This window comes from Mesorhizobium sp. CO1-1-11, from assembly GCF_020164995.1.
GTDB lineage: Bacteria > Pseudomonadota > Alphaproteobacteria > Rhizobiales > Rhizobiaceae > Mesorhizobium > Mesorhizobium australicum.
The window spans coordinates 37,933-49,676 of record NZ_JAIUHE010000028.1 but is presented as its reverse complement, the minus strand read 5'-3'; the positions used below and the strand labels follow the sequence as shown (position 1 = coordinate 49,676).

Sequence of the window (11,744 nt, the reverse complement as noted above, 5' to 3'; positions counted from 1 at the left end):
ATCACTATTGTTGCGAGAGTCGCAGCGCATTGACCAATGCTGACAGCGCCGCTGGCTGAAGCTGACGACTGGGATAATACAGGAAAAAGCCTGCGATTGGCGGCGTCCATTCCTCCAGGACGCGGACAAGCCGTCGCTCCGCGATATACTCCGCGACTTGCTCTTCATAGGCGAGACCGAGACCAACGCCGGCGAGCGCCGCCTCAATCACCAGGTGAGTATCGTCGATTATGAGCGAGCCGCTGGCGTTGATCGTGACCGACTTTCTCGCACGCTCGAACTCCCACCGAGATGGACCACCTGGAAGACGCAGGGCTATGCATTGATGATCCTTGAGATCCCTCGGCTTTTGGGGGACTCTTCGTGATGAGAAATAACCAGGCGATCCCACCACAGCCAGCCGCAACTCCGGCGTGACGCGGACCGCGATCATGTCTTTCTGAATATACTCGCCGAGCTGGATACCGGCATCGAACTCGCCGGCAACGAGGTCTACAGGGCCTGTCGTGGTGACAACGTCGAGAACGATATCGGGGTAGGCCTGGGCGAATGCCGCGAGCCGTGGCAGCAGCACCATTACGGCGGCCGAGCGTGACATCACAATTCGAAGGCGCCCCGCAGGGCGCCGCCTGAGGCTTCGCGCTCCGTCAAGGGCAGCAGCGATTTGCTCAAGCGCCGGAGACAGGTCTTTCAAGAGAGCGGCCCCTGCGGCTGTTGGCGCGACGCTCTTCGTCGTTCGAGCCAAAAGCCGCAGCTCGAGCCGCTGCTCGAGCCCACGGATAGTGTGACTCAGCGCAGATTGAGACACGCCTAGTTTTGCCGCGGCTCGTGTAAAGCTTCGTTCCCGGGCGACCATCGCGAACGCGGCGAGTTCGTTCAGTTCGCTTCTCATCATTCATGAGTATCACTCATGAGGCCTTGCTGTGCAACAGGCCTATCCTCATAGGTGACTCTGTCCTAGCTTTGATCGGCAACGGCAGATTGAGGTACTCTATGATCGTAACATTCCGCAGCGGTAACGTCCTCGGCTGTACCGCCGGCGCCTGGCGGGTCTGGTCGCTCTCGGACGGCTATATTGAGATGCCGGCGGACCTTCTGCGCGATCCGCGCGACAAACCGGTGCCGCAAGTCGCGCAGGCAGGGGCGCTCCGCCTGTCCGTCAATTGCTTTGCCCTCGCAGGTCCAGGCGTTGACGGCATTCTGATCGACAGTGGAGGAGGAGGCTGGGCCTCAACAACAGGACGCCTCGAGCAGACACTAGCCGAAGCCAGCATCGATCCTGCCTTGATCACGGTCTTGGCGCTCACCCATGCCCACCAGGATCATGTGTACGGGCTTTTGACGCCGGACGACCGGGTGCTCTTTCCGAATTTGAAGGCGATCGTAATCGCCGAGGAGGCTGTCGAGAGCTTTCTCGCCGAAACAGACCTTGCGCGGTTCAGATCCATGTTGAAGCCCGTGCGGAATGGCGACCAGGTGGCCAAGCGACTGCGAGCAGTTGCCCTGCCGGGTCATGCTCCCGGTCACATCGGCTACGCATTCGACACGGACGAGGCCCGCTTCCTGTTCTTCGGGGACATCGTTCATGTGCCGGCATTGCAGTTTGGCAATCCCGCGTTGAGTTGGGGTTATGACGACGACCAAGCGATCGCACGCGCAACGCGCCAGAAGGTTTTCCGCGACGCGGCCGAGGCTGGAACATGGATCGCCGGAGCGCACCTTGGCTGGCCGGGCATCGGCCGCGTGATGCGTGAGGACGGAGCGTACGGCTATGAGCCGGCATAGCGGATAACAAGCCGGACACGCGGTTTCGCCTGTTTACGCAATTCCAAGCCTGAACAGCTCTCGCGCATCGCCATGGGATGAGATTGCGCTAACGGCGCAGCGTTCCGGCTGCGCCTTACCTGGCGAAGGGACCCTGGCCGGCAAAGACGAGGCTCAAGCGTGCCCGGCGGCCAGGCTGAGATGGGCGAGATCGATGCCGATGGAGGCGAGAATCCGGTCGTATTTGCGTTCGATGTCGGCATCGAACAGCAATTCCGGCGTCGCCGGGCAGGTCAACCAGCCGTTCTCAGCGATCTCGGTTTCCAACTGGCCGGCGCCCCAGCCGGAATAACCGAGCGCCATGAGCGCGCGGCGCGGCCCGCGCCCTGACGATATCGCCCGCAGTATGTCGACGGTGGCGGTCAGGCAGATGTCGTCGGAAACGGTGAGCGAGGAATCCACACGGTAGTCGCCCGAATGCAGGACGAAGCCCCGGCTGCGGTCGACAGGCCCGCCATTGCGCACGACGAAATCGCGCGCCTGTGCCGGCAGGCGGATCGCCTCCTGCTCGTTCATGATGCCAAGCTGTACCAGAAGGTCCGGGAACAGCATCTGCTGCGTCTGGTTGATGATCAGGCCCATCGCGCCTTCATCGCTATGGGCGCAGATGTAGATGACCGAGCGCGTGAAACGGTCGTCCTTCATACCAGGCATGGCAATCAGGAACTGATCGTCGAGAAAGCCGCGGCCGGCGGCTGTCTTTTTGTGGCGCAACAAATCCATGCCAGGGAAGGTAACGCGTTTCCCCGGCGCCGAAAAGATGCGCCATAGCGGATTCGACCAAAGCTCATATTGCGAGTCCGGCCTTGGCTTGCCCGCGAAGGTCACGCAAATATGATATCAGCACGGCCATGAAATCATTGCGCGGCCACGAAAGGACGATCAAATCACCGCCATGCAAAGCTTGAAAATCCTGTTGCTCGGCGCCGCCATTGGATTGGCGGCCGCCCTCCCCGCCAGCGCCTCCTCATCCGCCTGGTACAACAGCGAAGGCGGCAAGGTGCGGCTGGTGACATCCGGCAAGCCGGACGACGCTGGCCGCATACACGGTGTTCTCGATATCGCGCTCAAACCCGGCTGGAAGACTTATTGGCGCGACCCGGGCGATGCAGGTGTGCCGCCGCAGCTCGACGTCTCGGCCAGCACCAATATAACCGATGCGACACTGTCTTTTCCCGCGCCGCAGCGCCACGATGATGGCTATGGCAAATGGGCCGGTTACAATTATCCGGTTTCCTTGCCCGTGACGTTCACGCTGGCGACGCCGAACCAGCCGGCGGTCATCGATGCCGACGTCTTTCTCGGCATTTGTGAATCCATCTGCATCCCCGTGCAGACACGGCTGAGCGTCGACCCCGCTTCCGATCCCGATAATGCCGACGACGCGGCGTTGGTGAAGGCGAGTTTCACCGCACTGCCGGCGGCGGCAAAGCCTGACTTCGGCATCAAGGTGCTGCCCGGCGATCACGAGACGCTGGTTGTCGAGGCAAGTTTTCCTGGCGATCCGCAGGCAGCGGATTTCTTCGTTGCCGGCGAGCGCGACTATATGTTCGGCACACCTTCCCGCTCGGAAAAGGACGGCAAGCTGATCTTCACCGTGCCGATCCTCGATCGCCCTTCGACGACGCCGACCGACGGCGGGCTTCACTACACGTTGACGAGTTCGGCGGGCGCGGTCGAAGGGTTGCTGCCTTTCCCTTGATGGCGCCGCGATGGTTGCAGGAAGCCGCCGAGTTCGTTACGCAAGCACGCGTCTTTCCCCATCCCAAGCGAGGAATTCATGACCATCTCCGTTGGCGACAAGCTGCCCGAGGCGACCTTCAAGACCATGACCGCGGACGGCGCCAAGCCGATCACGTCGGCCGAGATTTTTCCGGGCAAGAAAGTGGTGCTGTTCGGCGTTCCCGGCGCCTTCACGCCGACCTGCAGCAACAACCACCTGCCCGGCTATCTCGAGAACCATGACGCGATCCTGGCGCGCGGCGTCGACACCATCGCCGTCGTTTCGGTCAATGACGTCCACGTCATGGGCGCCTGGGCGCGCTTCACCGGTGGCGAAGGCAAGATCCTGTTCCTCGCCGACGGCAATGGCGATTTCGCCAAGGCGGTCGGCCTCGACGCCGACTATTCCGGTGGCGGCATGGGCCTGCGCTCGAAGCGGTTTTCGATGATTATCGACGACGGCAAGGTTACCGCGCTCAATGTCGAGACCAAACCCGGCGTCGACGAGTCCGGCGCGGCTCATATTCTGGGCCAGCTTTGAACTTCGACGGCCAATCACGCGAGGCCGCAATGGCCGGCCTCGCGTGACAAGCAGCCGCGCTCCAGAATTGCCGGTTTTCGGGGGGATCCTACGATGTTTGACATCTTCTGGCGCGCTGTCGCGATCGGCGTCGGCGCGACCGTCCTGATGGATCTCTGGGCCTTCTTCCTGCACAAGGCGTTCGGCCAGCCACGCCCGAACTGGGGGCCGGTCGGGCGCTGGGTCTGGCACCTCCGCGACAAGGTGTTTCACGACGATATCGGCGATGCGGCGCCCTACGCGTATGAACAGGCGCTGGGCTGGGCCTTCCATTACTTCGTCGGCATCGCCTACGGCATAATCCTGGTGATGCTGGCGGGCGCGGGCTGGCTGGCCGCGCCGACCTTCCTGCCGGCCTTCATCGTCGGCATCGTTACCGTCGGCGCCGGCTGGTTCCTGCTGGCGCCAGGCATGGGCGCCGGCTGGGCGGCCTCGAAGCGGCCGAATCCGATGCGGGTCCGCGCCCTCAATCTGGTCTCGCACACGGTGTTCGCGCTCGGGCTCTACGGTACGGCGCTGCTGATCCGGTAGACAGCTAGAACAGACTGTTCAGATCCCGCCGCCCGTCGACCACACGGACGATTTCAACCCACTCCACTGGGCCATCGTCCGTGTTTGGAATCGTTTCGTAGAGCAGTACAAAAGGCGCCTCCACCAGCATTCGTGCGGAAGGCCTGATATCCGGTCGCCTGACACCCATGCGCGGCTGGTCTGCCAGCTGCATGGCCCGCGCTTCTAACTGATCGTAGTAACGATCGGCCGCCCGTATGTTTTCGCTGCCTACGTCACGTAGATGTCGATGAGGTCAGCCTTGGCCGCGGGTGACCAGACTAGCCTAACGGCCATTCCGCGAGGCTTCCGTCAGCTCTCGCCGAGCTTCCTTTCGCAACACGTCGAAATCCACAGACTCCGGTCTCCCGCTGGCCTTGCCTTCATCCCACAACCGTCTCAGCCGACGAACATCGTCATGCCGCAGTTCGCGCTTGGCCAGCCAATCCCGCATCGCTTCACGCACGATCTCGCTTGCAGTGGCATACTCGCCCGCCTCCACGGCCTCGCGCATCAGGGCTGCCTGTTGTGGGGTCACAGCCACGCTCATTTTTTCAACGTTCGCCACGCTGCGTCCTCTCTTGCATTGCTCGATAGTGGGAAATATTACTCCCATCCACATCCTCGAGCAACTGCGATGTCGCGAGAAGAGCCTGTCCTTGCGCTACGTGTACGGCTGCGGTACGCCGATCAGGACAGCCTGTCGATCGGTCGCCATCCATGAATAATTTGGCGCGTGTGGGTATCGAAGGCGAAATAGTTGCCGCCGCCCGCCAGCTGATCGGCTTCGCGGCTGATTTGCCTGCCGCTGAGCGACAGTAGCAGGAGCGTACCGACACCGCCATGTCCGACAAGGGCGATGTTGCTGCCGCCGGCACCGAGGACGGCCTCGACCTCGCTCACGATGCGCTGCTGTGCGTCGATGGCCCGCTCCCAGCCACGAATGCTTTCGTGCGGATTGGCGAAGAACCGGTCGGCGACCGCCTCGAACTCCGGAGGCGGCAGGAAACCCGTCGCCGACCGGTCGTTCTCATGCATCCGTTCCCTCACCTGCACCGCAAGGTCGAGGTGCCGCCCGAGCACCTCGGCGGTTTCAACGGCCTTGCGTTCGCCCGACGACACCACACGCCCGATCGATGCGATCCACGGCTGGTTCAGCATTGCATGCGCCCTGGCACGACCGATGTCGGATAGACCCCAATCCGGCACGGGCACGCTGGCGTCGATCTGAACCTGAGGATGGGTGATGTAATAGGCGATCGGCATAACAGAAATTCTCCTGTCGGCCGGGCGCAGCGAGTGCCAGAAGCTCAATAGCTCTGGGTCGAACGACGCGCCTTCGGGGCCAGCGGCTGCTTTGCCTGGACATCCGGCTTTGGCGCCGACACTACCGGCCTGAAAGGCCCTTTCTTGAACGGCGCCATGCCTTCCCTTGCCAGTTCGTCGGCGCGCTCGTTCTCGATGTGGCCGGCATGGCCCTTCACCCAGTTCCAGGTGACCTTGTGGCGCCGGTTGGCCTCGTCCAGCGCCTGCCAGAGTTCGCCGTTCTTGACCGGCTTCTTGTCGGCGGTCTTCCAGCCATTCTTCTTCCAGCCATGGATCCATTTGGAAATTCCGTCCATGACGTATTTGCTGTCGGTATGAAGCTCGACCGTGCAAGGCTCCTTCAACGCATTCAGCGCCGAAATGGCCGCCAGCAATTCCATGCGGTTGTTGGTGGTTTCGGCCTCGCCGCCGAAGAGTTCCTTGGTGGTGCCGTTGAAGCGCAGGATGGCGCCCCAGCCGCCGGGACCGGGATTGCCCGAACAGGCGCCATCGGTAAAGATTTCAACCTGCTTGCTCATGACACCCCGTTTTCGGCCAATCCATATTCCGAAGGAAATCTGATCGCCCGGTGGAACCGCATCCTTCGGATATATTCGGACGGGTCGCGTTTCATCACCAGTCCGCCATCGGGGACGGTCAGCCAGTCGTAAAGCCGGGTCAGCATGAAGCGTAGCGCCGAACCGCGCGCCAGCATCGGTAGCGCCGCTTTCTCGTCATCGCTCAGGGGGCGCACGCTTTGATAACCGGCAAGCAGTGCCTTGCCCTTGGTAAGGTTGAAGGAAAAATCCTTCTCGAAACACCAGGCGTTGAGACAGGTGGCGACATCATAGGCATAGAGATCGTCACAGGCGAAATAGAAATCGATCAGCCCCGAAAGCTTCTCGCCCAGGAAAAAGACATTGTCCGGGAACAGATCGGCATGAATGATTCCCTCGGGGAGGCCCTTGGGCCAGTTCCGCTCGAAATCGGCAAAGTCGGCATCGACCTCGGCCGCAAGGCCCGGCTCGACCTCGTCGGCGCGGCCGCGAGACGCATCCCAAAGCTTGCGCCAGCCGTCGAGGGCGAGCGCGTTCGGACGCGTCATCGGAAAGTCGGCGCCGGCCAAGTGCAGCGCCGCCAGCGCCTTGCCGACCTCGGCGCAATGCGTTGCGGCCGGTCGCCGCAGCGAAAGTCCTTCGAGGAAGGTGATGATCACGGCCGGCCGGCCAGCCAGCGTGCCGATGACGCTGCCGTCATGCGCGGTCACCGGCAGCGGGCAGGACACCCCCTTGCTGGCGAGATGGCCCATCAGCCCGAGGAAAAACGGCAAATCCGCCTTCTCGACCCGCTTTTCATAGAGCGTCAGGATGTAGGAGCCGCTCGAGGTGTGCAGCAGGAAGTTCGAATTCTCGGTGCCTTCGGCGATGCCCTTGTAGGATAGGAGATCGCCGACCGGGTAGTGCTTCAGGAAAGCGCCGAGTTCGCCCTCCGCAACGTCGGTATAGACCGCCATGGCCGTTCACGCGGTCCCATTGACGAAGGCCATGTCGGCCGGCGTCAGTTCGACATCGCGCAGTACCCGCATGACCGGAAAATCCTCTGTTTCGGTGGCCGTGACAGCCAGGTCGATGGTGACGTCGAAACGCTGGCGGAACGCGTCGATGATCTCGTCGACGATGATCTCCGGCGCCGATGCTCCCGCCGACAGGCCGAGCGTCGAAATGGTGCCGATATCATTCCACGGAATTTCAGCGGCGCGCTGCACGAGAAGCGACATCGAGGCACCTGCCCGTTCCGCAACTTCGACAAGGCGGCGCGAATTCGAGGAATTGGGGGCGCCGACGATCAGATAGAGATCAGCACCCGGGGCGGTGTCCTTGACCGCTTCCTGGCGGTTGGTGGTGGCGTAGCAGATCGATTCCGCCGCCGGCGCCTGCAGGTCCGGAAAGCGCTCCTGCAACGCGCGAATGATGCCGGCGGTATCCTCGACCGAGAGCGTGGTCTGGGTGACGAAACCAAGTGCTTTTGGATCGGCCGGTACAAGCCGGGCTGCGTCGGCTTCGGTCTCGATCAGCGTTACCGCGCCTTCCGGCAACTGCCCCATTGTGCCGATCACCTCGGGGTGCCCGGCATGACCGATCAACAGCACATGGCGGCCAAGCCGCTGGTGACGCATCGCCTGCTTGTGGACCTTGGAGACCAGCGGACAGGTTGCGTCGAGATAGAACAGGTTGCGCGCCTGCGCATCCGCCGGCACGGACTTGGGCACACCGTGCGCGGAGAAGACGACCGGCGACTGCCGATGTTCGGCCGGGATTTCGGAAAGTTCCTCTATGAAGACGGCCCCAAGGCTCTGCAGCCCCTCGACGACATAGCGGTTGTGGACGATTTCGTGGCGGACATAGACCGGGGCGCCATATTTTTTCAGCGCCAGCACGACGATCTGGATGGCACGGTCGACGCCCGCGCAAAAACCGCGCGGCTGGCAGAGCCGGATCGTCAGAGGAGGCTTGGCGATTGTGTGAAGCATCAAATCCTGCCCGTTGGTCAGCGCCGAAATGAGGTGCCTACCCCTGCCCTGTCAAGGGTATCGGTGGAAAGAGAGGCGTCGCTTGCGTTCATTCCTCTTTCGCGGGCCGGCGAAGCCGGAGGACAAGCACCGCGGCGAGTGCCGCGGCAAGCCCGTACCAGGTGACGGCATATTGCAGATGGCTGTTCGGCAGGTCGATGATGGTGACGCCCCCGACCGGGAGGCCGCCGGGATTTGGCGTCTTGTCGGCATCGATGAAGATCGGGACCAAGGTGAGCCCAGCCGGCAGGCCGGCGCTCGCAGCCATGACGTCGCGGTCCTTCCAGTAGAAGATGTTCTTCCCCGCATCATTGTCGGGAAGCATCATGGAGGGCTTTGCCGGCAGCGGGTTGCGGGCAAGGCCGGTGACAGTGACCCTGCCCGTTACCTGTCCCTTGGCGCGCTTCGCCGCATCCTTGAGGTCGTAGGGAACAAAGCCGCGGTTGATCAGGACGAAACGGCCGTCGTCTAGGGCCAGCGGCGTATAGACATTGAAGCCGGCATCCCCTTCCCAGGTCGCGTAGAAATGCCGCTCGCCGGAATGCAGGAAAGTGCCGGTGACCGTGACCGGCGTGTAGTCGACGTCGCCGGTCGAGGCGAATTCCTTCTCGACCTCGGAAAGCGGTCGTGGCGCCGAATGGGTGCGCTGGTCGATGGTCTGCAGCAGGCCTTCCTTCCAGTGCAGGCGCTGGACCTGCCAGGTGCCCAGCGCCAGCAGAATCAAGAACAGCACAAGGCCAAGGACGAACAACAGTGCCGATCGTGGCCGCGAATGGCCGCGGTCTTTCAGAGACGCTTCGCTCATTCGCCGCGATCCAGCCGACCCTCGGCTGCTTTGTTGCTGTATTGCAGGGTGAGCAGCACGCCCTTGATCAGCCGAAGCGCCGTGAGACACAGCACCAGGGCCAGTGGGATCCTTATCAGCAGATGCAGCCAGAGCGGCGGGCTCAGCGTCACTTCCACCCAGAGCGCCAGACCGACGATGATGAAGCCGATGATCAGGATGACGAACACGGCCGGTCCATCGCCGGCATCGGCGTAGGAATAGTCGAGGCCGCAATTGACGCAGCGCTTGCCGACGGTGAGAAAGCCGGAAAACAGCCGCCCCTCGCCGCAACGCGGGCAGCGGCCGTGCAGGCCGGCCGAAATCGGATCGATCGGAGGCCAGATCGCCTTGTCTTCACTCATGCGTAGTGCCGTAATTCATGGCTATTGCTCGATCTCGATCGGCGTCCCATCGGCCACGATCGCCCAGATTTGTCCATATCGGACTCCGTAGCCCCAATGCAGTCATCGGTCCAGTCGACCAATTGAAGCAGCCAGCCCCACTAGCTGAAGCCGCTTCGCCTCCTCGACGCGCAAGACCTTCTCGGGCAAGAGCCGGAATGCCAAGACGATAAAATGCGCAAATTGAAGTCAGCCGCATCTTTCATCGATTGGCGATCCTTGCGCCGAAAAGAAGAAAGGCGGCCCCGTCGCCGCGGCCGCCCTAACGAACTCGAAATCCAGAAGGCTGAATCAGTGGCCTTCGATCACCGCGCCGACCGATCCCCAGACGTAGATCGAGGCGAACAGGAACAGCCAGACCACGTCAACGAAGTGCCAATACCAGGCGGCCGCCTCGAAGCCGAAATGCTGCTTGGGGGTGAAGTCGCCCTTCATCGCCCGGATGAGGCAGACCAGCAGGAAGATGGTGCCGATGATGACATGGAAGCCATGGAAGCCTGTCGCCATGAAGAAGGTGGCGCCGTAGATGGAATCCTTGAAACCGAACGGCGCGTGCATGTACTCGTAAGCCTGCACCATGGTGAACAGCATGCCGAGCCCGACGGTCAGCACCAGGCCGTTGATCAGGCCCTTGCGGTCGCCATGGATGAGCGAGTGGTGCGCCCAGGTGACCGTGGTGCCCGACAGCAGCAGGATGATGGTGTTGTAGAGCGGCAAATGGAAAGGATCGAGAACCTCCATGCCCTTCGGCGGCCAGACACCACCGGTAAACGTGTGGCGCGCATAGTTCTGCACCTCACCGGCAAAAAGGCTGGCATCGAAATAGGCCCAGAACCAGGCAACGAAGAACATCACCTCCGAGGCGATGAACATGATCATGCCGTAGCGCAGGTGCAGCGACACGACGCGCGTATGGTGGCCTTCATGCGCTTCCTTGATGGTGTCCGACCACCAGGCGAACATGGTGTACAGCACGATCACAATGCCGATGAAGAACAGCCACGGATTGGCGATGTTGACGCCGAAGATCGGGAAGGAGCCGCCTTTCAGGTATTCCATGAGGCAGACACCGCCAAAAGCGGTGACAAGCGCCCCTACCGATCCCAGGAAGGGCCACGGGCTCGGGTCGACGAGATGGTAGTCATGGTGTGGTTTTGCGTGCGCGTCTGCCATATCAACCCCCGAGATTTCCTTCGGTATCTGAAACTGTCTTGCTATTGCCCTGGGCCGGCCCGGACGACGCCACCGGCTTGGTCTTCTCGACCGGGAACATCGTATAGGACAGGGTGATCGTCTTCACGTCCTTCAGTTCCGGCACATTCACGATGTCGGGGTCCACATAGAACAGGACCGGCATGTCCAGCGTCTCGCCCGGCTTCAGCGTCGTGTCGGTGAAGCAGAAGCATTCGACCTTGTTGAAGTACGGACCCGCCAGTTCCGGCTGCACGTTGAAGGTTGCGCGGCCGGTGACGGGGCGATCGAACTTGTTGGTCGCCTGATAATGCGCCTGCACGGTCTGCCCGATCTTCATGGTCATCGAGCGCTGGACCGGCTGGAACTCCCATGGCACGCCGGCGATGTTGGCATCGAAGCGGACGGTGATCTCGCGGTCGAGCACGCGGCCGGCATATTGCTTCTCGGCACGTTGCGTCGTGCCGCCATAGCCGGTCGCCTGGCAAAACATCTTGTAGAGCGGCACGGCTGCATAGGCCATGCCGATCATGCCGGTGAAGAAAGCAAGGCAGACAGCCGCGACAACGCGGTTGCCGGTCTTGCCTACCGTCTTCTTGGACGTCTCGGCGCTCATCACATCGAGCCCGACAAATTGTGGCCGAACTTCACGATTGTCGCGATGTAGAAGATCACGACCAGCACCGCCAGCGCCACGCCGATGGCGATGGAACGGCTGCGCTGGGCCTTCTTCTGGCGATCGGTCAAGGTGACCGTTTCGAGTTCTTTCTCGGCCAT

The 11,744-nt window shown here is 62.0% G+C and carries 16 protein-coding genes and 1 pseudogene; 4 read left to right on the top strand and 13 right to left on the bottom strand.

The window, feature by feature from the left end; genetic code table 11:
• Window positions 1-4 precede the first annotated feature (4 nt).
• On the bottom strand, window positions 5-895 hold the full coding sequence (locus LB554_RS26465; RefSeq protein WP_224587734.1) for a LysR family transcriptional regulator: 891 nt from the start codon (window positions 893-895) through the stop codon (window positions 5-7).
• A 98-nt stretch (window positions 896-993) separates the two neighbouring features.
• Here LB554_RS26465 and LB554_RS26460 point away from each other — a divergent pair, with 98 nt between their 5' ends.
• Window positions 994-1,785 carry an MBL fold metallo-hydrolase gene (locus tag LB554_RS26460; protein WP_224587732.1) on the top strand — a complete coding sequence of 264 codons (792 nt, stop codon included), beginning with the start codon at window positions 994-996 and terminating at the stop codon, window positions 1,783-1,785.
• Between the two features lie 153 nt (window positions 1,786-1,938).
• Here LB554_RS26460 and LB554_RS26455 read toward each other — a convergent pair whose 3' ends face one another.
• Window positions 1,939-2,547, bottom strand: a complete 609-nt coding sequence (locus tag LB554_RS26455; RefSeq protein WP_015318780.1) for a YqgE/AlgH family protein — start codon at window positions 2,545-2,547, stop codon at window positions 1,939-1,941.
• Window positions 2,548-2,719: 172 nt separating this feature from the next.
• Here LB554_RS26455 and LB554_RS26450 point away from each other — a divergent pair, with 172 nt between their 5' ends.
• The 3 genes from LB554_RS26450 (at window position 2,720) to LB554_RS26440 (ending at window position 4,657) form a co-directional block, all read left to right on the top strand.
• On the top strand, window positions 2,720-3,526 hold the full coding sequence (locus LB554_RS26450; RefSeq protein WP_140791893.1) for a protein-disulfide reductase DsbD domain-containing protein: 807 nt from the start codon (window positions 2,720-2,722) through the stop codon (window positions 3,524-3,526).
• Between the two features lie 78 nt (window positions 3,527-3,604).
• Window positions 3,605-4,087 carry a peroxiredoxin gene (locus tag LB554_RS26445; RefSeq protein WP_015318782.1) on the top strand — a complete coding sequence of 161 codons (483 nt, stop codon included), beginning with the start codon at window positions 3,605-3,607 and terminating at the stop codon, window positions 4,085-4,087.
• A gap of 93 nt (window positions 4,088-4,180) precedes the next feature.
• On the top strand, window positions 4,181-4,657 hold the full coding sequence (locus LB554_RS26440) for a DUF2938 domain-containing protein (RefSeq protein ID WP_224587730.1): 477 nt from the start codon (window positions 4,181-4,183) through the stop codon (window positions 4,655-4,657).
• A gap of 4 nt (window positions 4,658-4,661) precedes the next feature.
• On the opposite strand, the pseudogene LB554_RS26435 reads toward LB554_RS26440, so the two are convergent.
• The 11 genes and pseudogenes from LB554_RS26435 to LB554_RS26385 form a co-directional block, all read right to left on the bottom strand.
• Window positions 4,662-4,972 (bottom strand): annotated as a pseudogene (locus LB554_RS26435) (type II toxin-antitoxin system RelE/ParE family toxin).
• Window positions 4,962-5,243, bottom strand: coding sequence for a type II toxin-antitoxin system ParD family antitoxin (locus tag LB554_RS26430; protein WP_140714993.1), 282 nt, complete (start codon window positions 5,241-5,243; stop codon window positions 4,962-4,964). Before LB554_RS26430 ends, LB554_RS26435 begins: the two are co-directional and overlap by 11 nt.
• A 122-nt stretch (window positions 5,244-5,365) precedes the next feature.
• Entirely contained in the window at window positions 5,366-5,941 is a 576-nt protein-coding gene (locus LB554_RS26425; RefSeq protein WP_015318786.1) for a histidine phosphatase family protein, read from the bottom strand.
• Between the two features lie 44 nt (window positions 5,942-5,985).
• Window positions 5,986-6,519 carry a ribonuclease HI gene (rnhA, locus tag LB554_RS26420; protein ID WP_015318787.1) on the bottom strand — a complete coding sequence of 178 codons (534 nt, stop codon included), beginning with the start codon at window positions 6,517-6,519 and terminating at the stop codon, window positions 5,986-5,988.
• The gene (locus LB554_RS26415; protein ID WP_140714996.1) at window positions 6,516-7,493 is read right to left on the bottom strand and encodes a homoserine kinase; all 978 of its coding nucleotides are present in this window, start codon (window positions 7,491-7,493) and stop codon (window positions 6,516-6,518) included. The genes rnhA and LB554_RS26415 overlap by 4 nt, the downstream gene beginning before the upstream one ends.
• Before the next feature lie 6 nt (window positions 7,494-7,499).
• A complete protein-coding gene (ispH, locus tag LB554_RS26410; RefSeq protein ID WP_015318789.1) occupies window positions 7,500-8,510 on the bottom strand; it encodes a 4-hydroxy-3-methylbut-2-enyl diphosphate reductase in 1,011 nt (336 codons plus the stop codon).
• An 88-nt stretch (window positions 8,511-8,598) separates the two neighbouring features.
• Window positions 8,599-9,354 carry an SURF1 family protein gene (locus LB554_RS26405; protein ID WP_224587728.1) on the bottom strand — a complete coding sequence of 252 codons (756 nt, stop codon included), beginning with the start codon at window positions 9,352-9,354 and terminating at the stop codon, window positions 8,599-8,601.
• The gene (locus LB554_RS26400) at window positions 9,351-9,737 is read right to left on the bottom strand and encodes a DUF983 domain-containing protein (protein WP_224587727.1); all 387 of its coding nucleotides are present in this window, start codon (window positions 9,735-9,737) and stop codon (window positions 9,351-9,353) included. The genes LB554_RS26405 and LB554_RS26400 overlap by 4 nt, the downstream gene beginning before the upstream one ends.
• 330 nt (window positions 9,738-10,067) lie before the next feature.
• Window positions 10,068-10,949: a cytochrome c oxidase subunit 3 gene (locus tag LB554_RS26395; RefSeq protein WP_015318792.1), complete on the bottom strand. Its 882-nt coding sequence runs from the start codon at window positions 10,947-10,949 to the stop codon at window positions 10,068-10,070.
• A gap of 1 nt (window position 10,950) precedes the next feature.
• Window positions 10,951-11,583, bottom strand: coding sequence for a cytochrome c oxidase assembly protein (locus LB554_RS26390; protein WP_224587725.1), 633 nt, complete (start codon window positions 11,581-11,583; stop codon window positions 10,951-10,953).
• On the bottom strand, window positions 11,583-11,744 hold the full coding sequence (locus LB554_RS26385) for a hypothetical protein (protein WP_015318794.1): 162 nt from the start codon (window positions 11,742-11,744) through the stop codon (window positions 11,583-11,585). The genes LB554_RS26390 and LB554_RS26385 overlap by 1 nt, the downstream gene beginning before the upstream one ends.